Genomic DNA, 23024 nt, shown 5'->3' with positions numbered 1-23024 from the left:
GTACTGCAGGGGGGACCCTGTGGGAGAGTAGGACGCCGCCGAACAATCTTTCAGAAGAACCCCCATCCGGGATCCGGATGGGGGTTCTTCGCGTTGAGCCGGTCGAGGTTCCCGGCCGGGCGGGAGTTGGCCGAACGATCATGCGCCGTTCGCGTGAGGAGCGTGTACGGCCTGCCTGCGGCCCCTAGGTTCGGTCCTTCTCGCACACCCGTGCGTCCATGCGCGTACTCACGCATGCGCGCACTCACGACGGGAAGGACCTCACGTGGCCTCCATCGACCGGCGCCGGTTTCTTCAGCTGGGCGGTGCCTCCGCGGCCGCCGCAGGCCTCGGAGCGTTCCCGCCCGCGGTCGGCAGGGCTCTGGCGCTGCCCGCGCTCGGCAGGAACCGTTCGATCGAGGACGTCGAACACGTCGTCATCCTGATGCAGGAGAACCGTTCCTTCGACCACTACTTCGGCACCCTCCGCGGCGTCCGCGGGTTCGACGACCCGCGCCCGACGCTGCTGCCGAACGGCCGGCCGAACTGGCGCCAGCCCGCGGCCGCGGTGAAGACCGGCCGCTACCACGACCGTGGCCTGCCGGCCTCCGAGCAGGAGGTGTTGCCCTGGTACATCGACCCCAGGAACACCACCGAGTACCAGGCCGGTACGGACCACGGCTGGAGCAGCGGTCACCTCGCCTGGAACGAGGGGCGGCACGACCAGTGGGTGAACCAGAAGCAGGACGTCATGACGATGGGTCACCTCAAGCGTCAGGACCTGCAGTACCACTTCGCCCTGGCCGATGCCTTCACGGTGTGCGATTCGTACTTCTGCTCCGTCCACGCCGACACCGCCCCCAACCGCATCTACCTGTGGACCGGCACCAGCGACCCGCGCAACGCTTACGGCCGCAAGCCGAACGGTCCCGGCCTGTGGGAGCGCAACGACACCAACGGCTACACCTGGACGACGTACCCGGAGCGGCTGGAGGCGGCCGGCGTCAGCTGGAAGCTGTACCAGGGCGGTTCGGGGGAGCCGGGCACCCCCACGGACAACTACACCGACAACTCGTTGATGTTCTTCGAGCGCTACCAGGTCGCCGAGGGTGCGTCGGGCCCGCTCGTGGAGAAGGGCGCCACCGACCACACGCTCAAGGAGTTCCGGGCCGACGTCGAGCGGGGCCGGCTGCCGCAGGTGTCCTGGATCGTCCCGCCGTACAAGTACAGCGAGCACCCGTCCGCCACGCCCACCGACGGCGCGTACTACATCAACCTCGTGCTGGACGCGCTCACGTCCAACCCCGAGGTCTGGGGCAGGACCGTCTTCCTCATCGACTACGACGAGAACGACGGCCTGTTCGACCACGTCGTCCCGCCGATGCCGCCGGTGGTCAGCCGTCCGGGCGGCCAGGGCCTGGTCTCCGCCGACCTGGCGGCGAGCCTCGGTGACGAACTGCTCGACCTCGCCAAGTACCCGGGTGAGGCGAGCCCGTTGGTCCCCGGCGCCGATCCGGGCGGGGTGCAGCCGATCGGCCTCGGTCCGCGCGTGCCGCTGCTGGTCGTCTCCCCGTGGTCGCGCGGCGGTTGGGTCTGCTCGGAGACCTTCGACCACACCTCGGTGCTGCGGTTCCTGGAGGCCCGGTTCGGCATCGAGGAGCCCAACATCAGCGCGTGGCGCCGTTCCGTCTGCGGTGACCTCACCTCGGCGCTCGACTTCTCCGGCGCGGACGCGCGGCGGGTGTCGATCCCGGTGCCCGCACCGATCGCCTCCCAGGGCAAGCCCTATCAGGTGCCGCTGCCCCAGCGGATGCCCACCCAGGAGCCGGGCACCCGGCCGGCCCGCGCCCTGCCGTACGACCTGCGGGTCAACGAGGAGGACACCGAGGGCCCGTTCCGGCTCGAACTGGAGAACCGGGGTGCGGCGGGCGCCTGGCTCTACGTCTACGACCGGACGGCGCCGACGGCCGCCCCGCGCCGCTACACCGTCTCGGCCGGCGACACCCTCGGCGACTTCTGGCCGCTGACCGGCGCCGGTGGCTACCACCTCGTCGCCCACGGCCCGAACGGTTCGGTGCAGGAGTTCGAGGGCGGAGCCCAGGCCGGGCTGGTGGCGCGCTTCGACCTGTCGAAGACCCAGGTGCGCGTCACCGTCACCAACAACGGGCCGGAGCCCCGGACCGTGACCGCCGACAACGCCTATGCGAAGGGCGCGAAGCAGAGCCGCACCCTCCGCCCGGACGCCTCGGCCCGGTTCGCGTTCGACGTGCGCGGGGACAGCCGCTGGTACGAGGTCACCGTCGCGGTCACGGGCGGGCCGGCGTTCCGCCGCCGCTGGGCCGGACACCTGGAGAACGGCCGCCCGGGCACCAGCGACCCCGGCCCGCGCTGACCCCGGCCCGCGCTGACCTCGGTCCGCGCTGACCGATCCGGGCCCAAGGCCCGGCCCTGGACCCGGCATCGACGGCCCACCGCACGGCTCCTGCCCCGGAGCGGTGCGGTGGGCCGTCGACGTCGGGCGCGCAGGCGGGCGGGTCAGCCGGTCTTCGAGATGTCCCGGAGTTCCTGCTGCTGCTCCAGGTCGTTCGCGAACTCGGCCCACCAGCGGCTGCAGCACTTCGCCATGTAGGCGATCCGGGCCTTGTTGTGGGCCGGGAGCGCCCTGATCAGGCTGGCGCGGTTCTCCTGGCTGATGGCGTGGAAGCTGAGCCAGCGGAGGAGGAACCGGCCGCTGCCGGTCAGCCGGAGGGACGGGTCCTTCTGGAGGCTGTTGAGGTCGGACACGTAGGACCCGTCCATCGGGTCGGGGGTGGGGGCGGCGGGGGACGGAGACGGGTCGAGTGCCCCGGCGGCGGGGTCGCGCGCCGGGTGCGGCCCGGGTAGGAACCTCGCCGGAACGGGGTCCTCGCCGCGGCTCAGGCGTTTGCGGACGTCCCGGGCGGTGCCGACGGATATCCCGGCGCGTCTGGCGATCTCGCGCAGGCTCAGGTGCGGTTCGGAGTCGATGAGTTCGCCGGCCCGCCGGCGGCCGGCCGTGCTGTTCAGTGGTCGGATCCGGCCGTCGCGGCCCATCCGGGACTGGGCCTCGATCTGCTGGTCGGGCAGGGAGCGGGTGCGGATCCGGGCGACGGTGGGGGCACTGAGGCCGGTCATCCGGGCGATGGCCCGGTCCGACCAGCTGTCGCCGGATTCGATGATGCGGGTTGCGGCGGACTCCCGGTCGGCGAGCGAGAGCGGCAGTCCGTGGGTCACGTTCAGCTGGACGGCCCGGATGAAGGCCTCCAGCTCGGTGCCGTCGAAGTACTCGACCGGCACCTCGGTGTCTCCGCGCAGTTGGGCGACGCGCAGCCGGTGCATCCCGTCGATGACCCGCATCGATCCGCGGTGGACCAGGATCGGTGGGAGGGCGGCGTCGGATTCGGCCAGGAGGCGTATGTGGTCGGGGTCCTCGCCGTCGAGTCGGGGGGAGTCGGCAGGCCGGATCCGGTCGATCCGGACGGTTTCCACCGTCATGTTCCATGAACGACGAGCGATCTGGACAGCACTGTCTGGAGTGGGGGTCGAACGCCCTTCGCTGTGCAATTTCACCTTCACAGGACGAATGGAAACCGCAGGGGAAGTAAGTCGGTGGTGATTCGTTTTAATCGGATGCGGAGGCGCGGACTGACTGCTGTGGGGCGCCGCATATTGTCGGCGAGTTTCTTTTTCCGTCCGGCCTGATTCACCTCCGTATTGGAGCGTATTTTGCGATCTGGGACATGTCAAGGGTGATCGTCCGCGACGCTCGCGGAGCGGTTTGGCCTGGTCGCCGGGTGTCGGGGGGCCGCGTGCGGGATACCCAGGGAAACTCCCGTCAAACCGGCAGAGTCGGTTGCCGTTTTGGGTGAATCGCGCAGGTTGCGCGCGTCCGGAGATATCACGGGGAGATCTCGTTGCGGGAATAAAATGGCGGGGAGCTCGAAACGTGGCCATTAGGGCCGGTCGGACTCCACCTCGGCCGGGGCGGCCTCCTGGTGGAAGACGCAGCCGATCCAGCCGTCGGCCGCCTCGTTGATCACGCCGACCTGCGGATCGCCGCTCGCCCGGAGGTAACCGCCGCCGTACCCGTCCGAGTCGGTGAGCGAGGGCTCGGTGAGGAACACCCCCCAGTTCGGGTAGACCGCCTGCTCGCCGCCGTCCGGCGCCGGGAACACCTCGGGGAGCGGCACCACCCGCCGCTGCAGGACGTAGGGCCCGTCGACCGCCCGCCGGACGTGGCCGAGCCACTCCTCGGGCGGGACGGTCCAGCCCGGGACGATGCCGATGCCGCGGTGGGAGAGCACCGGTTTGAGGACCAGGTCCCGCTGTTCGGCCCGGGCGTACGCCTCCAGGTCGCCGATCGAGCCGTCCGGCAGGCGCAGTTTCGGCCGCACGTAGCCGGTCCAGGGCAGGAGGCGGTCCAGGCAGGCCTGCTCGGCGGTGTCGAGGGTGGAGCGGAGGCGGTCGTCCGAGAGCAGGGCCAGCGCCCCCTTGTTGCCGTACAGCTCGGCGTCCAGCCGGCTGAGCAGGCGCACCGCACCCGATTCGACGGCTCGCAGCAGCGGCTCCAGAAGGGCCTCGTCCTGCGGCGTCCGGACCTCCTCGATCAGGAAGAACCGCAGCACGGCGTCCACCGGGCGGCCCTGCACCTCCAGCCGGCCCGCCCGCTCGGTCAACTCCCCCACGTGGCACGGCACACCCTCGATGCCCACCTCGTCCAGCAGCGACGCGGTGGCGTGCAGCCAGAGCTCGTACGCGGCGAACCGCGTCGGCCACTCGGCCAGCGCCACCACCGGCTGCTCGGGCAGTGGTCCGCACGCGGCCCGGACGGTCGCGGCGAGCTGTCGCAGGGTGTCGACGTGGCCGAGCCGGTGCTCGGCGGCGAACCGGGCCAGCGCCGGATGGCGGAGCAGCGCGCGGTTGAGGAGGGCGTTGTCCACGCCGCCGAGGGCGCTGGAGATGTTCAGCTCCAACAGTCGGAAACCCTCGGTGGCGCGGTAGAGGTCGGCGCGGGCCAGCCGGGGCGGTGGCGGCCCGGCCGCGGCGCGACGGGCGAGCCGGGCCTGCGGGGGCGTCACGCCGAGGGCGGCGGCGAGGGCGCCCACCGAGCCGCCGTGGCGGCGCTCGGGCAGTTCGGTCAGCAGGCGGTGGACCGTGCCGAGGTCCCGCACCAGCGCGGTCCGTTCGGCGGCGGAGAGGAACACCGGCGTCGGCAGGAACCTCCCGCTGTAGGAGATCCGCAGCAGTCGGTCGGCGTTCGCCCCGCTCGTCAGCTCCTCGGTCCGGACCGCCTCGCGCGCCAACTGCTCGCGGTAGGCGGCCCCCAGGCCGGAGCGCGCGGGCGCGCCCAAGTGATCGGTGTCCATCCCCGTCTCCCCGTTGGTGGTGCCGTGTCCTCGGTCAGCGGCCGCCGCCCGGGAACGGGCGAGGGCACGGCTGGTCCGGTGTGTGCCGGGCTCGGTCGGATCGCGCGGTACCGGGCCCGGTCGGCCCGCGCTCGGGTCACCCGGTGGGCCTGCCTTCCGTGAGGCTCGGCCGGCGGTCCGTCAGGCTCGGCTGGTCCGGGGCCGGCGGCGCCGAACGGAGGGCCTCGGCGAGCAGGGCCACCGTCGGCGCCTCGATCACGGTCCGGACGCTGATCACCAGCCCGAAGGCGCTGCGGACCCGGTCGACCAGGCGCAGCGCGTCGACGGAGCTGCCGCTGAGGGTGAAGAAGCTCGCCTCGTCGTCGATCCGGTCCAGTCCGAGGAGTTGGCACCAGATCTCGCGGAGGCGTTCGGGCGTGGGGGCGGGGTGTGCCGGGCTCATGGCGTCGGTCTCCGTCAACGGAAGTCGCGGTCGGCTGCGGGGTCAGCAGAACTGTGAGGTCAGCAGAACCGTGGGGTCAGCAGAATTCGAGGAAGAACATGTCGCGGTGCCCCTCGGCGGCCGGCGGGGTCACCGCGACCGGGGACGCGGAGTGCAGGCAGGCGCGGTCGTCGAGGAAGATGAAGTCGCCGGGCTCGGTCAGGGTGTGGGTGAGCAGCGGCGTTCCGGCGTTGTCGTACAGGGTGCTGGCCCCGCCGGTGACGTCCTTCCTGGCGACCAGCATCATGACGATGTGCTCGACGCCGTCCCGGTGGACGCCCTCGGGGGTCGGGTTGCCGGACGTCGCCCCGGTGGCGGTGATCCGGTGCTGATGGAGGTTCACCCGGCGGACCGGGACGGACGGCCGGGCGCCCGGTGCGCGGCCGGTGGCCCGTGCGGCGATCCGTTCGGTGAAACGGGCCAGCAGGCGGCGGACCACGGGGGTGTCCAGCAGCCCGCGGTCGACCGGCTCGAACCGGCGGACGACGCCGCCGTTCAGCCGGTTGATCTCCCTGCTCTGGTGGAATCCCCCGTGGTCGAGCAGCCGGATCGCGCCGCCGTCCAATTCGTACGAAATCGTGGAGTATTTCCGGCGCCGGTACGCCCCGCCGTCCCCCATGTGCGCGTCGAGCGGCAGGTCCTCCCAGAACCGGCTGAATCCGTCCCAGTCGCCGGAGTTCCAGAGCGGATCGTCGCGGACATTGCCCAGCGAATAGTTCGGCTCATCCATTCTTCCCAGGCTCATCGCGGTCCGAGGGCCTGTCAAGGGTCGTCGGCGCGGGCGGGCGGCGGCAATCGGACCGGGTGCGCGGCGGTCAATTCGCGCCGATGGAATTGCCGGACGCATTCGACTAGGGTCGTTCCTCCCGTTCGGGTGGGAGCCCGGTTCCGCGACTCGGTTGCGGCCTCGGTTGCGGCCTCGGGAGGTGCGTGCAACTGCCGCACTTTGCCAGTTGCCCGCCCGGCGGCGGAACGCGGCGGGCCCTTGACGAATCCCCGAGCCCTCGCCGTTACTGGCTTCCGGCCGATGCTCGTCTCCCGCTCCACGCTCCCCGGCCGTTCCGCCAATTCCTGCCCGGAGGACGTCGCCGTCCGATCCGCCGTGCGGCGCTGCGAGGCGGTGCGCGGGCGTCGGGTCCACTCCAGCGCGCCGGGCCCACGACTCGACACGTGAAGGAGCCGCATGGCCATGGCCGAGGGCCTCGACCCCACGACGACCGGGAGCACGGTCCCGTTCCCCGCCGGTCCGACCGGCGTACTGCCGGACCTGCTGCCCGACGGACTCGTGGACGGCATCGCCGACCTGAGCCGCGCGCACGACGTGCCGGAGGAGCTGACGCTGCTCGCCGCGTTCGCGGTGCTCGTCCTGCGGCACGGCGGGGAACGGGAGCCGGAGCTGACGGTGAGCACGGGCGAGCCGGCCCGGAGCCGGGTCCACCGCCTGGAGCTGGCCGACGACCCGTCCTTCGCCGAGCTGCTGGCACGGCTGCGCAAGCAGGCGCCGGTCGGGTCGGCGCAGGCCCCGGCGGGCCTGCGGATCGAGCTGCACCCCGGGGCCGGGACGGCGGACGGCCCGGCGGACGGTGCCTCGGCGGCCTCAGCGACCTCGGCGGCCTCAGCGGCACCGGCGGCCGGCTCGGACCGGTGGCCCGCGCTGGCCGTCCGCCGGTCGCCCGCCGGTCTGCACGCCCGGCTCGACCACCGCCCGGAGGAGGTCCGGCGCTGGAACGCGCGCTGGCACACCCTGTTGGCCGCCGTCGTCGCCGACCCGACCGTCCCGGTGGGTCGGACCCCCGTCCTGCCGCCCGCCGAACGGGCCCTGCTGCTCGGCGAGTGGTGCCGTACGGGCGGTTCGGTGCCCACCGCGGCGCTGGTGCACCGGCTGGTGGAGGCCTGGGCCGAACGGACGCCGGAGGCCGTCGCGCTGGTCCAGGCCGGACAGACCGTCAGCTACGCCGAGTTGAACGCCCGGGCCAACCGGCTGGCCCACTGGCTGCGCGAGCGGCAGGTCGGGCCGGAGGTCGCGGTGGCGCTCTACGGCGGCTCCACCATCGCGATGCTCACCGCGATGCTGGCCGTGCTCAAGGCCGGCGGCCACTACGTGCCGCTGGACGTCGCCGCGCCGCCCGCCCGCACCGCCGAGGCGCTGGCCGAGTGCGCGCCCCGGCTGGTGCTCACCGAAGGCCCGCACACCGCCCGCCTCGCCGAACTGGCCGACAGCGGACGGGAGTTCCACGACCTGGCCGACTGCGACCTCGCCGACCGCCCGGCCGGCGACCCGGACACCCCGGTGCACGGCGAGGACCTCGCCTACGTGATGCACACCTCCGGCTCCACCGGCCGCCCCAAGGGCGTGGCCATGCCGCACCGCGCGCTGGTCCGGATCCTCGACTGGTACGTCACCGCGACCGCGATCGAACCCGGGGCACACGTCCTGCAGTTCAGCGCACTCAGCTTCGACGCCTCGTTCTGCGAGATCTTCGGCGCCTGGCACGCCGGCGCCCGCCTCGTCCTGCTGCCCGACGAGGCCGTCCGGCGCGAGCCCGAGGCGCTGCTCGACCTGCTGGAGAGCGAGGCGATCGAGCACCTGGAGGCGCCCTACTCCGGCCTGCTCAACATCGCGCACTGGGCGGCCCGCCCCGACGGGCGCCGCACCACCCGGCTGCGCACCGTCGTCACCGGCGGCGAACAGCTGGTGATGGCGCCCGACCTGGTGCGCTGGCTGGAGCAGATGCCCGGCTGCGTGCTGCGCAACGGCTACGGCCCGTCGGAGACCAGCGTCGCCACCACGCACTGGCTGCGCGGGAACCCGGCCGACTGGCCCCGGCTGCCCTCCATCGGCCGGCCGATCACGGACGCCGCCGTGTACCTGCTCGACGAGGCGCTGCAACCGACGCCGACCGGTGTGGTCGGCGAACTCTACGTCGGCGGACCGATCGTCGCCCGGGGCTACGCCGGCCGGCCCGGGCTGACCGCCGAACGCTTCGTCGCCGACCCCTTCGCCCCCGGGCCCGGCAGCCGGATGTACCGCACCGGCGACCTGGCCCGCCACCGGGCGGACGGCTCGTTGGAGTTCCTCGGCCGGGCCGACCACCAGGTGAAGATCCGCGGCCACCGGGTCGAGCCGGGTGAGGTCGAGGCGCGGCTGCTGGAGCATCCGCAGGTCGGCGAGGCGGCCGTCACCGCGTACGAGGACGCCACCGGCCGCGGCCTGGTCGGGCACGTCGTCGCCCGGGACCAGGGCCGGCCCCCGACCGCGCGGGAGCTGCGGGCGCACGCGGCCCGGCTGCTGCCGGAGCACATGGTGCCCGCCCGGTTCGTCCTGCGGCCGGCGCTGCCGCTCACCCCGACCGGGAAGCTGGACCGGGCCGCCCTGGAGGTGCCGCCGGACCACGCTGCCCCGGACGTGCCGCCGGACCGGGCCGAGGCCGGACGGCCGGGCGCGGCGCCCGAACCGTCCGGGACGGCCGCCGCGCTGCTCGGCATCTGGCGGGAGGTCCTGGCGATCCCGCAGATCGAGGTCACCGACGACTTCTTCGACCTCGGCGGCCACTCCCTGCTGGCCACCCGGGTGATCTCCAAGGTCCGTACCGAGCTGGGCAAGCGGGTCCTGATCGGCGACCTCTTCGAGTGCCCGACCGTCGAGCTGCTGGCGGCCCGGATCGACCACCCGGCCACCCGGGGGGCGAAATGAGCCGCCCCGTCGTCGTCATCGTCGAGCCCTACTCCTCCGGCAACATGTACGCGCCCGCCCTGCGCCGGGCCGGCTTCGCGACCTGCGCGGTCACGCTGCGCTCGGCCGCCCCGCTGGCCGCCTCGTTCCGGGCCGCGGACTTCGACCACCACCTGGAGTACGGCGCCGACGACTCCGCACCGATCACCCCCCGGCTGCTCGACCCGGTGCGGGACCGGCTGCGCGAGCTGGCGCCGGTCGCGATCCTCCCGGGCGAGCAGCACGGCGTCCGGCTCGCCGACCGGCTGGCCGCCGACCTCACCCCGGACCGCGCGAACCGGCCCGAACTCGCCGCCGCCCGCTGGCACAAGGGCGAGATGTACGCGGCCGTGGCCGCCGCCGGACTGCCGATCGTCGAGACCCTCTGCACCCGCGACCCCGAGCAGGTCGCCGACTGGCTGCGCGAGCGCGAGCTCACCGGGCGCGACCTCGTGGTCAAGCCCGCCAACGCCTCCGGCAGCGACGGCGTGACCAGGCACCCGGGCGGGGCCGGCTGGCGCGAGGCCGTCACCGGGCTGGCCGGGGCGGTCAGTCGGCACGGCATCCAGCTCACCGACGTGGTCGTCCAGGAGTACGTCACCGGCGTCGAGTACGCCGTCGACACCTTCAGCCACGACGGCGTCCACACCGTGACCGACATCGTCCGGTACCGCAAACAGCACTCCGGCGGCCGGACGGCGATCTACGAGAGCATGGAGTTCGTCCCGCACGACGCGCCCGGCCACGATGAACTCCTGCGCTACACCCGGCAGGTGCTGGACGCCCTGGGCGTGCGGTTCGGCGTCGCGCACACCGAGGTGATGGTCACCGACCGCGGGCCCCTCCTGATGGAGGTCAACGCCAGGCCGCCGGGCGGAGCGCAGCCGTGGGCCTGCCAACTCGCCACCGGCGACAACCTGATCGACCGCGCGGTGCGCCACCTGGCCGGGGAGGGCGCCGTCCGCCTGGACTACGACCTGGAGATGACCGTCCTGGTGGTCTTCTTCTCCGTCCGCTCGGCCGGGCCGATCAGCGGGATCGCCGGCCTCGACGCCATCACCGAACTGCCGAGCTGCTGCCACCTCAAGGTCAACGTCAGGGACGGCGACGAGGTGCCGCGGACCCTGGACCTGATGGACGCGCACAAGCTCGGGGTGGCGGTGCTCGCCGACCCCGACCCGGCGCAGGTCGCCGCGGACCACCTGGCGGTGCGGCGGATCGCCTCCCGGGTCGGCCGGCCGGGCGGCTTCACGGTCCATGCGGTCGACGTGGTCGACGTGGTCGACGCGGACGGCGCGGACGACGCGGTCGCGGTGACACCGTGACCCTCCGCCCGCCGTACTCGGCGCACCCCGACCCGGCCGACTACCTCGACGTCCTGCGGGATCCGGCCCGGATCCCGGTCCTCGGGGAGGCCGACGACCGGCTCGCCGGCCTGCTCACCGGACTGCCCGCCGACCCGCTCCGGCCCAGCGGCCTGCCGGAAGGCCCGCCGCCCCGCCCGGCCGGCGGCGTGCTGGTGCTGGCACCGCCCGGCTCGGCCGCCGCCCCGCTCGGCGCCGCCCTCGCGGAACGCGTCGGCGGGACGTTCGCCGAGTGCGCGCCCCGCGACCTGCCCGCGCTCGACGCCCGCGCCGACCACGTCGTACTGGCCGCCCTCGCCGACGAGCTGCCCCTGGACCTCGTCCTCGAAGCCCTTGACGCGACGGCCGCGCTGCGCCGCGCCGGCCGGGGGGAGGCGGCGCTCGGTGTGCTGTGCGGCCGGACTCCGCAGGACCTGAGCCGGCTGATCGCCAAGGGCCTGGGCTGCGGCCTGCGGACGCCGCCCGAGCACCCGCAGCTGTGCATCGCCCCGTGGGGCGGCCCGCAGCGGCAGGACGTCCCCGGTCTGCACTGGGTCACCGGCGCCGACGCCCGCTCCGAGGTGGTGGCACCGCTGCTCACCGGGCGGCGGCACGGCCTGGTGTCCTTCGCCGCCGCCGGACGCGAGCACGGCCTGGTCCTCGCCGACACCGTGGTCTGCGGCGCCGTCACCGCCTCGGCTCCCGTACCGGGCCCGGTGCCCGTACCGGTACTGGTGCCCGTACCGGTCCTGGCGCCCGGACCGGACCCGGTGCCCGCCGGGGCGCCGAGCTGCGCCTTCACCGGGCGGTGCTTCCGCCCTGGCGTGGACGCGGCCGGGGCCGTCCCGGCCCGCGAGGTCCGCGCCGACGTCGTCTTCGCCAACAGCTGCACCTCCTGGCGGCCCGGCGAGGGCCTGGTCGCCGCCGACTACCGGTTGGCCAACGCCTTCGCGCAGGGCGGCGCCGCCGCCTTCATCGGGGCCGTGCACCGGATGGTCCCGGACGTCAGGCTCAATCGCCTCGCCCACCGCGCCGCGGCGGCCGGGGCCACCGTGGGACAGCTCGGCGTCCTGCTGAACCGGCAGGCGGGCGGCCGGGAGGTGCCGCACCACGTGGTGCTCGGCCTGCCCTGGGTGGTGCCCGTCCCGGGGGCCGACCCGGCCCGGCTGGAGGACCTCGCCGCGCTGCTCGACCGGCCCGGATCCCGTGCGGAGGGGCAGGCGCGAGCCGGGCTGCGGCAGGCCGGGCTGGCGATCCAGGCGCTGCGCGAACTGCCGCTGGCCGGGCTGTTGCCGGCCATGGGCCTGGCCGAACTCGACGCGCAGGTGAGCGTGGCGGTGGCCGCGCTCAAAGGGGATCCGTCGGTGGTGCCGACGGACGCCGAGGGCGACCCGGTGGAGCGGCTGCTGGAGCTGGTGGCCGAGGCGGAGTACGGCGTGGCGCTCGACCTGCACGACTTCGGGCAGGTCAGCGAGTCCGCGCTGAACGAGGTCTGGGAGGACTTCCTGGAGACGACGGCCGTGCCCGGCGCCGGGCACTGCCCGTACTGCGACGGGCCGACGGCCACCGTGACCGGGCGGCATCCGGCCTACCCCCGGCTGCGGCGGGAGGTGTGGGCCTGCCACCGCTGCGGGCCGGTGCTCGACCTGCCCGCCGGCACGCCGGTGCGGAGCATCGCCCTGGACTGCCCGGCGGTCTGGCCGCGTCCGGGCAGGGTGGAGGTCGAGGTGACGCTCACCGCGGCCGACGGCGCGGGGGAGGGTTTCCCGGCGGCGGTGCTGGTCCAGGTGGCCAAGGCCGCGGCGCACGGCCTGGCCGTACCGGAGCCGCAGCGGGTGCTGCTGGTGCCCGGGAGCCCGGTCAAGGTGCGGGCGGAGGTGGAGGTGGGGGAGCACGCCTTCGCCCACCACGAGCACGCCGTCCGGGCGATCGTGGTGGCGGGCGGGCAGGTGCACAGCGCGTCCCGGCCGGTGGCGGTGCGTCCGGCGGGCGCGGTCCTGCCGACGGGGTGACGAGGCAAGGAATCGGCGCAGGGGACAGCGGGAATGCGCCGGAAATGCCTTGCAAGACCGTGCAACTGACATTGCGTCACAGTTGTACGGGCGGTGCTCGGGCCGCACCGGGAAAAGCTTGTGCACGCCCGGGCCGGTCGGATGTAGTGGTCGGGATGCCGAGACGATGCCGAGGCGATTCCCGAGGCAGGACCGAGGCAGGATCAAGGCGCGCGGAAAGGTGGAGAATTGAATCCGTTCGACGACCCCGAGGCCCCCTTCGTGGTGCTGGTCAACGACGAGGGGCAGCACTCGCTCTGGCCCGACTTCCTTGACGTCCCCGCCGGTTGGCGGATCGCCCTGACGACGGCGAGCCGGGCGGAATGCCTGGAATTCGTCGAGCGGACCTGGACGGACCTCAGGCCCGCGAGCCTGACGGCCTGATACCGCCGGCACAGCAGTAGAAGGCAGTAGAAGGCAGCAGAGAGAGCAGAAGCGAGTAGCAGGAAACGGAGGGGACATGTCTGCGGCGCCGCTGTCGTTCGGACAGGAGCGGTTCTGGTTCCTGAACCAGGTCGAGGGATTCTCGGCAGCCCACAACTCGGCGGAGGCGTTCCGGCTGTCGGGCCCGCTGGACGCCGTGGCGCTGGAGGCGGCACTCGGGGACGTGACGGCGCGGCACGAGGTCCTGCGCACGGTGTTCCCGCTGGTCGACGGTGGCCCGTGCCAGCGGGTGCTGCCCGTCGGCGAGGGCCGGCCGGCCCTCGTGGTGGCCGAGTCGACCGAACCGGAGGTCCGTGCCGCGGTGGCCGAGGCCGCCGGGCGCGGCTTCGACCTGACGGTGGACCGGCCGCTGCGCGCCTGGCTGTTCGTCCTGGCGCCGCAGGAGCACGTGCTGCTGCTGGTGTTCCACCACATCGCCTGGGACGCCTGGTCGGCCGGGCCGTTCTGGCGGGACCTCGCCCAGGCGTACGCGGCCAGGCTGGCGGGATCGCCGCCGCGCTGGCCCCTGCTGCCGGTCCAGTACCGGGACTACGCGGTGTGGCAGCGCGCGGTCCTCGGGCGCGAGGACGACCCGGAGAGCGTGCTGGCCCGGCAGTTGGCCCACTGGCGTGGCGAACTCACGGGCGTACCGGTGGAGTTGGATCTCCCGGTGGACCGTCCCCGGCCGTCCGTCCCCAGCCGGGAGCTCGGCACCGTGCCCTTCCGGGTGGTGCCCGAACTGCACGGTCGGCTGCAGGAGTTGGCCCGCGACAGCCAGGCCACGACGTTCATGGTGCTGCACGCCGCGGTCGCCGCACTGCTGACCCGGCTGGGCGCCGGGGCGGACATTCCGGTGGGCACCCTGGTGGCCGACCGCGGCGACGACGCGCTGGGCGACCTGGTCGGCTTCTTCGTGAACACCCTCGTCCTGCGCGTCGACACCTCCGGCGATCCGGACTTCCGGACCCTGCTGGGCCGCGTCCGGGACACCGACCTGGCCGCCTTCGAGCAGAAGGACCTCCCCTTCGAGAAGCTGGTCCACGCGCTCAACCCGGAGCGGTCGCTCGACCGCAACCCGCTCCACCAGGTCTCCATCGCCTTCTACGACGGCGTGGAGAACGCACTGGACCTGAAGGGCGTCCGGAGCCGCCACGAGAGCATCGACACCGACAGCGGCACGCTGGACCTCGTCTTCGACCTCAACCAGACCCGCTCCCCGAGCGGCGGCCCGGGCGGCATCGACGGCGTGCTCGCCTACGCGGTGGACCTGTTCGACCGGGACACCGCCCGGCACCTGGCCCGCAGCCTGCTGCTCCTGCTCGAAGCCGCGGCCGCGGACCCCGACGCGCCGATCGGCCGGGCCCGCCTCGACTTCCCGCTCGACCGCGGCCGGGCCGTCCGGCAGCAGCGACCGGTCGGGCGCGGGCCCGTCCCGCCGCCCCCCGGGCCCGTCCTACCGCCCTCCGCGCCCGTCCCGACGGCCGAGCGGGGCGCCCGCACGCCGCTGGAGGACACCCTGTGCGGACTCTTCGCCGAGGTGCTCCAGCGCGCGCCGATCGCGGTGGACGACGACTTCTTCCTGCTCGGCGGGCACTCGCTGGCGGCCACCCGGCTGGTCAGCCGGATCCGTGCGGTGCTCGGGGCCAGGCTCGGCGTCCGCGAGTTCTTCGACGACCCCACGGTCGCGGGCGTCGCCCGCCGGCTCGGCGACTCCGACCGGAAGGACCCGCTGCCGCCGATCTCCCGCCGGCCCGCCGCGCCGAGCGGCACCGGCCGGGGCGCGTAGCGGTGGCCGCCGACATCGGACTCAACGGGGACCTGCCGTCCTGGCGGCCCGGGGCACCCACCGACCGGTGCCTGCACGAGATCTTCGAGGAGCGGGCGGCCGCGACTCCGGGGGCCCTGGCGGTCGCCTGCGAGGACGAACGGCTCAGCTACCGCGAATTGGACGAACGGGCGGACCGGTTGGCCCGCCGCCTGGTGGACGCGGGGGTGCGGCGCGGGGCGCTGGTCGGCGTCCACCTGGAACGCGGCACGGAGATGGTCATCGCCATCCTGGCCGCGCTGAAGGCTGGGGCCGGCTACCTGATGCTGGACCGGGCCTTCCCGGCGGAGCGGCTGCGCGCCATGGTCGAGGACGCGGACCCGGCCGTGGTGGTCGCCCGAGCGGCGGCGGACGCGGACCGGCTCGGCACCCCGGCGGCCTTCGTCCCCCTGACGGACCCGGCGGACCCGACGGACCCGACGGACCTCACCGGCCGTCTCAATGCCGGCAGAGGCCCCGGCCCCGCGCTGCCGCACGGCGCCGCCCGCGCCCGGCCGGGGGACACCGCCTGCGTGATCTTCACCTCCGGCTCCACCGGCCGGCCGAAGGTGGTCGCCGCCCCGCACCGGGCGATCGTCGGCACCGTCCTCGGGCAGCAGTACACCCGGTTCGGCCCGGAGACCGTCTGGCTGCAGTGCGCGCCCGTCTCCTGGGACGCCTTCGCGCTGGAGCTGTGGGGGCCGCTGCTCTCCGGCGGCGCCTGCGTGATCCACCCGGGAAGCCCCGATCCGCTCCGGATGGCACGGCTCGTCGCCCGGCACGGCGTCACCACGATGAACCTCCCGACCGTCCTGTTCCACGTGATCATGGACACCCACCCGGAGGCGTTCGCGGGGCTGCGGGACCTGCTGGTCGGCGGCGAACCGCTCTCACCCGGGCACGCCGCCCGGGTGGTGCGGGAGTTTCCGGGGCTGCGCTTCGTCAACGGCTACGGGCCGGTGGAGTGCATGGTCTTCGTGACGACGCACCGGGTCGGCGCCGAGACGGTGGCCCACGCTCCGGTGCCGATCGGCCGGGGCCTGGCCGGCAAGCCGGTCCACGTCCTGGACGAGCGGCTGCGGCCGGTCCCCGACGGGGAGGTCGGCGAGCTGTACGCCTCGGGGGTGGGACTGGCCCACGGTTATCTCGGCCGGACCGGACTGACCGCCGAACGCTTCGTCGCCGACCCCTTCGGCTCCGGGGGAAGGATGTACCGCTCCGGCGACCTCGTGCGCCGGCGCGGCGACGGGTCGTTGGAGTTCGTCGGCCGGGCGGAGGAGCAGGTGAAGATCCGGGGGGTCCGGGTCGATCCCGCCGAGGTCGAGGCGGTGCTGGCGGCACACCCCGGGGTCGCGGACGCCGCCGTCCTGGTCGCCGGTGACCGGGCGGAAAACCGTTCGCTGCTCGCCGTTCTGACGCTCGATCAGCAGTCGGCCGAGGTGGTCGACGAGCGCGGTCTGCGCGCCTATACGGCCGGGAAACTGCCTGATTTCATGGTCCCGTCCCGGTTCGTGATCGTGGACGCGTTCCCCCGGACGCACAACGGAAAGCTCGATCGCACAGCCCTGCTCGAACTCGACGCAGACAGACCGCTCGGAGGTGGGCAAGATGCTGATTCTGGGATTCAAAGAAGGTCATGACGGTGCGATCGCCGCGATCGATGACGGCCGGCTGCTGTTCTCCCTGGAAGCCGAGAAGGACTCCTTCCCGCGCTACGACCGGCTGACCGCCGAAGTGCTGCTGCTCGCCGCGGAACGGCTCGGCCGGATCCCCGACGCCGTGGCGGTCGGCGGCTGGGTCAAGGGCGCGTACTCCGTCGAACCGCCGTCCCGGACGGGCTACTTCGGCGTCGGCCCGGGCGCGGTGTCGGACGAGGCCGGGAGGTTCTTCGGCAAGGACGTCCGGATCTTCTCGTCCACGCACGAGCGGTCGCACATCATGACGGCGCTCGGCCTCTCCTCCTTCCGGCCCGGGCAGCCCTGCTACTGCCTGGTCTGGGAGGGCAACATCGGCTCCTTCTACCTGGTCGACGAGCACGGCACGGTGACCCACCTGCGCCACGTCCTGGCGGACCCCGGCAACAAGTACGCCTACCTGTTCGCCCTCGCCGACCCGCGCTTCCCCGCGAACAAGGGCCTGCTGCGCCTCCAGGACGCCGGCAAGCAGATGGCCCTGACCGGCTTCGCCCGGCCGGGCGGCCCCACGGCGGTCGAGCAGGAGCTGATCGACTTCATCCTGAACCAGGACCAGATCATCCTCAGCCTGGCCAAGGACGACATGACCTGGACCCCGTTCCACGACATCGGTGTGGAGTCCCAGGCCTACAAGGACGTGGCCGCCCGGCTGTCGGACGCGATCTTCGACCGCTTCCACGACTACGCGGCGAAGGAGCTCACCCGGGGCTACCCGCTGCTGATCTCCGGCGGGTGCGCGCTCAACTGCGAGTGGAACCGCCGCTGGCGGGAGAGCGGCCTGTTCCCCGAGGTGTTCGTGCCGCCCTGCCCGAACGACAGCGGCTCGGCCCTCGGCACGGCCATCGACGCGCAGCTGCACTACACCGGATCGGCGGCGGTGGACTGGGACGTCTACGCCGGGGACGCCTTCGTCGAGGACGCCGCCTTCGACCCGGCCCGGTTCGACGTCCGGCCGCTGGACTTCGCCGAGGTGGCCCGCCACATCGGCGAAGGGAGCGTGATCGCCTGGGCGCAGGGCCGCTGGGAGATGGGCCCGCGCGCGCTCGGCAACCGCTCCATCCTGGCCGCGCCGTTCAGCCGGGACACCACCACCCGGCTCAACAAGATCAAGCAGCGCGAGGCGTACCGGCCGATCGCCCCGATCTGTCTGGAGGAGGACGCCGACCGCTGGTTCCGCGGCTCCGTCCCCGACCCGTGGATGCTCTACTTCAGCCAGGTGGAGTCCGACGAGCTGCAGGCCGTCACCCACGTCGACGGCACCGCGCGGGCGCAGACGGTGACCCCCGAGCAGAACCCGGAGATGGCCCGGCTGCTGACGGCGTTCCGCGAGCTGACCGGGTTCAGCGTGCTGTGCAACACCTCGCTCAACTTCTCCGGGCGCGGCTTCATCAACCGGACCAGCGACCTGATCCGGTACGGCGAGGAGCACGGCCTGGACGGCTACGTCGTGGGCGACACCTTCGCGGTGCGGCGGGGGGCGAGGGCGTGATCGACACACCCGGCGTCGCCGACGGAAAGGCGGAACGACCGTGAGTCCACAAGCTCGTCCAGTCGCCGGGTTCGAGGCGGACCCGGAGTTCTTCCGCCTCGAGGAGCGGACCGCGTTCGACCCCGGGCTGGTCCTGGAGGTGCTGCGCGGCCGGCGGCTCGGCGTCATGTTCCGCGGGGTGATCCCGGAGGAGGCGCGCAAGGAGTCCGTCGCCCGGTTCTGGTCCAGCCCGGCGCGCCGCCACCGCGAGGGGGAGCCCTCGCACTACATCGGCTCGTACCACTGGAACAAGTCGACCGCGACCTACCTCGCCGAGACCGCGCGGATCGCGGCGCACGTCCGCGAGGTGCTCGACGTGCCCGGCTCGCCCTGGGACACCTTCCGGTCCGGCCTGGCCGGCGAACTCGCCCGGCACGGAGCCGTGTTGAGGATCGCCGAGCACGAGGGCGCCGAGGCCTGCCCGGCCCTGGTCCGGGCCTGGGACAAGGAGGGCAGCTTCGCCCTCGAACCGCACGAGGACGAGGCGCAGTGCGCGGACCCGCGACAGGCGGGCTTCGAGATCCAGCGCGTGCGCGAGCACGAGGTCTGCGCCGTCAACATGTGCGTCGAACACGAGGAGGGCGGGCGGCTGGTGATCTGGAACATCCGCCCCGACGACGAGAGCCGGCGGCGCCTGGGGATCGAGCACACCGGGTTCTCCTACCCGGCCGACACCCTCGCCGGCTTCGACGAACTGCGGGTCGACGTCGGGCGCGGGGACGTCTACGTCTTCAACGGCGCCTACGTGCACGCCGTGGACACCAGCAGGGGGAACCGGACCAACCTGTCCTTCCTGATGGGCTTCATCGACGACCGCACCGTGGTCTCATGGACGTGACCTCCGGCGGCGGCCGATGACCGGCCTGCACCTCTCCGCCATCGCGTACGTACACGGCGAGCGCCGCCCGATCGCCGAACTCGCCGACCGGCTGGAGCCCGAACTGCTCGCCCCGGACACCGGCCTGTCCTGGTACCGGGCGAGCGATCGCGAGATCTGGCAGCTCGCCGCGGCGGCCGGCGCCCGGACCGTCGAGGCCGCCGTCGAACCGCCCGACCTGCTGGTCTACGTCAGCGAGAACGACCACGGCAGCAGCGACTCGCTGACCCGGCTGGTCCGCGGACTCGGCCTGCCCGCGACCCGGTACCTGCGGGTGTCCGGGCACGACTGCGGCAACCTCGGCCCGGCGCTGCACCTCGCCGGGCAGGCGCTCGCCTCGGGCGCCCACCGCCGGGTGCTCCTCCTGCTGGCCGACCGGGTGCTGGACGGCGACCGGAGCCAGGCCGACACCCTCTCCGTGGTCAGCGACGGCGCCGTGGCCTGCCTGGTCACCGCCGCCGAAGCAGCCGCGGAACCGGCCGCCGAACCGGCCGCCGAACCGTCCGGATGCGGCGTGCGCTTCGCCGTGCACGGCGTCTCCACCGTCACCGACGCCGGGGCCACGGCCGGGGCGGGCACCGGTGACCGGATCCTGGCCACGGTCGCGCTGGCCGTCGCGGGCACCGGGGAGATCGCCCGGCAGTGCGGCCGCGCGGCCGAGGACTTCGACCACCTGCTCTTCCCCAACTACCGCACCGTCGCCCAGCAGTTCCTCTGTTCGGCGATGGGCGTGCCGGTCGACCGCCTGCTGGTCGGCCCGATGGCCGAGTTCGGGCACTGCTTCTCGGCGGACAGCCTGGTCTCCCTGGCGCACTGCGCCGACCGCGGGGCGATCCGGCCGGGCGAGCACGTGCTGGCCTTCGGCGACGGCCCCAACTCCTGGTCCTCGCTGGCCGTCGAGCGGCTCGCCTGACCACCCGGCGAGTGCCTGCACCGGCGGACACCTGCCCCGGCAAGCACCTGCACCGGCGAACGAACGTCAGAACGAACGATCGTAGGGAACCACCATGCCCATAGTCGTAACCGGCCCAGTGGACCGCGCGGTGCGCGACCTCGTCGAGGACGGGACGGACCCGCGGGAGCACGCCGGGTTCCGCACCGATCCCCGGCGGGCCGTCGTCGTCGCCGACGACCGGGAGGCCGCGGACGGGGAACCCGCGTCATCGGACCAGGGCCTGGTGACGGTACGGGCGTTCGAAGCGGGGGAGGCCCCGGTCGGGCGGGCGGACGCCTCGCGTCCGCTCTTCGAGGTCGTCGGCCCGCCGACCGGGGCCTTCCTGACGGCGCTCCGGCACGCCGAGCAGCGCTGCCGCGCGGACGGCGAGCGGGTGGCGCTGCCGGAGTCCCCCGGCCGCGACGTCGTCCTGGTCGGCGCCGGGGTCGTCAACCTGCTGACCGCCTGGTACCTGGTCCGCGCCGGCCACCGGCTCCGGATCCTCGACGCGCGGCCCGACCCGAGGACGGCGCTGCACTGGTCCGCGTACGGCTGCAGCCGGGGTGGCGGCGGTGCCCGGATGTTCACCCTGACCGAGGCCGACGACTACCACGCCAGGACCGCCGCCGACCGGCCGTTCGTCAACGGGGTCTTCCGCCGCTCGCTCGACGCCCGCGGCTGGAACGTGAAGGCGACACCGTTCACGGCCGAGGAGGAGCGCTGGACGGCCGAATTCGAGGGCGTCCCGGGCTGGTTGGCCCAGATCTACCACGACGACATCCTGTCGTTCAACCGGGAGAGCCGCACGCTCTGGCGCACGCTCCGGGAGGAGTGCCCGGGGCTCTTCCGGGACGTGGGGTACACGCCGGGGATCCTCCGGCTCTACACGGACGAGGCGCAGTTGGAGCAGTCGGTCCAGCGCCACGCCGGCCTCGGTGCGCTGCGCGGCGTCCTCGGCCCCAGGGAGCTGCGCCGGCGCCACCCCGGGCTCGCCGGTGCGACGGCGGACCTGGCGGGCGGCCTGGAGGTGCCCGGATTCACGGTGGACGTGCACGCCTTCATGGCCCGGCTGGTCTCCTGGCTGGAGCGGGCCGGGACGGTGTTCCGCTGGTCCACCCCGGTCGAGCGGCTGGAGTGGGCCGACGGCGGACGGCTGCACGGCGTGCGCCTGCCCGGCGAGGTGGTGACGGCCGACAGCTTCGTGTTCTCGCCGGGGGCCTACGGCCGGGAGCTGCTGGCGGGCACCCGCTCGGCCGGCCGGATCCAGGGCGTGCTCGGCGTCTGGATGGAACTGCCCAATCCGGAGCCGGGGTTGCTCCACTCGCTCAAGATCGCCCGGCGCGGCCACCTGACCGAGGACGCCAACGTGACCCTGGGGACCGACGGGGCCGGCCGCCCGGTCCTGGTCGTCGGCTCCGGCTACGGCTACACCGGCGCGGACCCGGCCGACGTCGACCCCGCCGCCCTGGAGCGGATGTTCGCCGCCGTCGAGGACACCTGCCGGCAGTTCTTCCCGCAGGCGTACGCCCGGGCCCGCGCGGACGGCTCGCTGCGGCGCAGCCGCCGGGTCTGCGTCCGCCCCTGGACCTCCGCCAACCTCGGCGTCTTCGAGACGCTGCCGACCACCGCCGACGGGGTCGGTGTCATCACCGGTGGACACAACACGGGCGGCTTCGCCCAGGCACCGAGCGTGGCACAGGCCGTCGTCGCCGCCCTGAAGGGACGGCCCCACCCCATGCACGAGCTGTACCACCCGCTGCGCCTGGAGCGGTTCCTGCGCCCCGCCGGGGACGGCCGCTCCCGGCCGCGCACCCCCGCCGGCCTTCCCGCCGCCCGCGCTGCCGGTCTTCCCTCCGGTCCTTCCGGTCTGCCCGAGGGCCTGCCCGCCGCACTTCCCGCCGGCCAGGTGCTGCGATGAGTGTGGAACGCCGCAACGGCCACGAGTGGCACCGCACCCCGGCGGCCCCGGGCGAGCGCCTGCGGGTGGCCGTCCTCTGCTCGGACGACCCGCACCACCGCTACCTGACCGCCCGGATCGCCCGCGACCTGGACCTGGTCGGCGTCGTCGTCGAGCCGGGTGCCGAGCAGCAGCGCCGGCTGTGGGCGCGGCGCGCCTGGACGGACGGGCTCGCCCGGGCCTACCAGGTGCGCCGCCAGCGCTACACCGGCCGGTCCGCGTACCGGCGCCGCTACTTCGCCGCGCTGACGCCGCCGGTGGAGCCCGCGCCGGAGCGGGTGCTGCGGGTCGACTGGATCAACGGGCCGGAGGCCACGGCATTCCTCGAAGGCGTCGAGCCGGACGTGACGGTGGTCTGCGGGACGACGTACCTGCGGCGTCCGGTCATCGAGGCCGGCGGCCTGATGATCAACATCCACGGCGGCTACCTCCCGCAGTACAAGGGCAACCACTGCGTGTTCTTCGCCTTCCTGCGCAAGGACTACCGGCGCATCGGCGCCAGCCTGCACCTGGTCGCCTCCCGGCTGGACGGCGGTGAACTGGTCGAGGTGGTGCGGCCGGAGGTCCTGCCGCAGGACAACGACGAGCACCTGTACGACCGTTCGGTACACCTGGCGATCGACCGCCTGGTGGAGATCCTCACCGTCTTCGAGGCGGGGGACACCGTGCTGCGCACCGTCGCCCAGGAGGACACCGGGGAGACCTTCCGGCACCGCAGCCGCAAGCCGCACCTGGACCTGTGGGCCTGGCTGCGGATCCGGCTCGGGCTGGAGCGGGTGCCGCACATCCCGCGCCCCCGGCCGCCGATCGACTGCCTGGTGCCGCGCGGCGCCGCACAGCACCGGGAGCCGTAGGGC

Annotated in this window: 16 protein-coding genes; 12 read left to right on the top strand and 4 right to left on the bottom strand. The window is 73.7% G+C overall.

Translation table 11 applies throughout. The features are described from left to right. The first annotated feature begins 265 nt into the window (after positions 1-265). Positions 266-2371 carry a phosphocholine-specific phospholipase C gene (locus AC0B61_RS29835; protein ID WP_471744440.1) on the top strand — a complete coding sequence of 702 codons (2106 nt, stop codon included), beginning with the start codon at positions 266-268 and terminating at the stop codon, positions 2369-2371. A gap of 143 nt (positions 2372-2514) precedes the next feature. On the opposite strand, the gene AC0B61_RS29830 is transcribed toward AC0B61_RS29835, so the two are convergent. The 4 genes from AC0B61_RS29830 to AC0B61_RS29815 all read right to left on the bottom strand — a co-directional run bounded on the left by AC0B61_RS29830 (position 2515) and on the right by AC0B61_RS29815 (position 6574). Further along, positions 2515-3492, bottom strand: coding sequence for a ParB/RepB/Spo0J family partition protein (locus AC0B61_RS29830; RefSeq protein ID WP_471744438.1), 978 nt, complete (start codon positions 3490-3492; stop codon positions 2515-2517). A 458-nt stretch (positions 3493-3950) separates the two neighbouring features. After that, positions 3951-5363, bottom strand: a complete 1413-nt coding sequence (locus tag AC0B61_RS29825) for a hypothetical protein (RefSeq protein ID WP_471744436.1) — start codon at positions 5361-5363, stop codon at positions 3951-3953. Positions 5364-5499: 136 nt separating this feature from the next. Further along, positions 5500-5805 carry an acyl carrier protein gene (locus tag AC0B61_RS29820; RefSeq protein WP_471744434.1) on the bottom strand — a complete coding sequence of 102 codons (306 nt, stop codon included), beginning with the start codon at positions 5803-5805 and terminating at the stop codon, positions 5500-5502. A gap of 76 nt (positions 5806-5881) precedes the next feature. Beyond that, on the bottom strand, positions 5882-6574 hold the full coding sequence (locus AC0B61_RS29815) for a 2OG-Fe dioxygenase family protein (protein WP_471744432.1): 693 nt from the start codon (positions 6572-6574) through the stop codon (positions 5882-5884). A gap of 453 nt (positions 6575-7027) precedes the next feature. Here AC0B61_RS29815 and AC0B61_RS29810 point away from each other — a divergent pair, with 453 nt between their 5' ends. The 11 genes from AC0B61_RS29810 to AC0B61_RS29760 all read left to right on the top strand — a co-directional run bounded on the left by AC0B61_RS29810 (position 7028) and on the right by AC0B61_RS29760 (position 23021). Beyond that, positions 7028-9538, top strand: coding sequence for a non-ribosomal peptide synthetase (locus tag AC0B61_RS29810; RefSeq protein ID WP_471744430.1), 2511 nt, complete (start codon positions 7028-7030; stop codon positions 9536-9538). Next, a complete protein-coding gene (locus AC0B61_RS29805) occupies positions 9535-10881 on the top strand; it encodes an ATP-grasp domain-containing protein (RefSeq protein WP_471744428.1) in 1347 nt (448 codons plus the stop codon). The genes AC0B61_RS29810 and AC0B61_RS29805 overlap by 4 nt, the downstream gene beginning before the upstream one ends. Further along, the gene (locus tag AC0B61_RS29800) at positions 10878-12911 is read left to right on the top strand and encodes a hypothetical protein (protein ID WP_471744427.1); all 2034 of its coding nucleotides are present in this window, start codon (positions 10878-10880) and stop codon (positions 12909-12911) included. The genes AC0B61_RS29805 and AC0B61_RS29800 overlap by 4 nt, the downstream gene beginning before the upstream one ends. 228 nt (positions 12912-13139) lie before the next feature. Then, positions 13140-13334: an MbtH family protein gene (locus tag AC0B61_RS29795; protein WP_471744425.1), complete on the top strand. Its 195-nt coding sequence runs from the start codon at positions 13140-13142 to the stop codon at positions 13332-13334. 76 nt (positions 13335-13410) lie between these two features. Continuing rightward, the gene (locus tag AC0B61_RS29790) at positions 13411-15159 is read left to right on the top strand and encodes a condensation domain-containing protein (RefSeq protein WP_471744423.1); all 1749 of its coding nucleotides are present in this window, start codon (positions 13411-13413) and stop codon (positions 15157-15159) included. Positions 15160-15161: 2 nt separating this feature from the next. Then, entirely contained in the window at positions 15162-16817 is a 1656-nt protein-coding gene (locus AC0B61_RS29785; RefSeq protein WP_471744421.1) for an amino acid adenylation domain-containing protein, read from the top strand. Continuing rightward, positions 16786-18360 carry a carbamoyltransferase C-terminal domain-containing protein gene (locus AC0B61_RS29780; protein WP_471744419.1) on the top strand — a complete coding sequence of 525 codons (1575 nt, stop codon included), beginning with the start codon at positions 16786-16788 and terminating at the stop codon, positions 18358-18360. The genes AC0B61_RS29785 and AC0B61_RS29780 overlap by 32 nt, the downstream gene beginning before the upstream one ends. Before the next feature lie 40 nt (positions 18361-18400). Further along, positions 18401-19237: a hypothetical protein gene (locus AC0B61_RS29775; RefSeq protein ID WP_471744417.1), complete on the top strand. Its 837-nt coding sequence runs from the start codon at positions 18401-18403 to the stop codon at positions 19235-19237. A gap of 16 nt (positions 19238-19253) precedes the next feature. Beyond that, positions 19254-20189 (top strand): 3-oxoacyl-[acyl-carrier-protein] synthase III C-terminal domain-containing protein, encoded by a 936-nt coding sequence (locus AC0B61_RS29770; protein WP_471744415.1) that lies wholly within the window; start codon positions 19254-19256, stop codon positions 20187-20189. 94 nt (positions 20190-20283) lie between these two features. Then, positions 20284-22128 carry an NAD(P)/FAD-dependent oxidoreductase gene (locus tag AC0B61_RS29765; RefSeq protein ID WP_471744413.1) on the top strand — a complete coding sequence of 615 codons (1845 nt, stop codon included), beginning with the start codon at positions 20284-20286 and terminating at the stop codon, positions 22126-22128. Then, the gene (locus AC0B61_RS29760) at positions 22125-23021 is read left to right on the top strand and encodes a formyl transferase (RefSeq protein ID WP_471744411.1); all 897 of its coding nucleotides are present in this window, start codon (positions 22125-22127) and stop codon (positions 23019-23021) included. Before AC0B61_RS29765 ends, AC0B61_RS29760 begins: the two co-directional genes overlap by 4 nt. Positions 23022-23024: the final 3 nt, after the last annotated feature.

It is taken from the genome of Kitasatospora sp. NPDC023385 (assembly GCF_055664045.1).
This window is presented reverse-complemented; position numbering and strand designations above follow the sequence as displayed.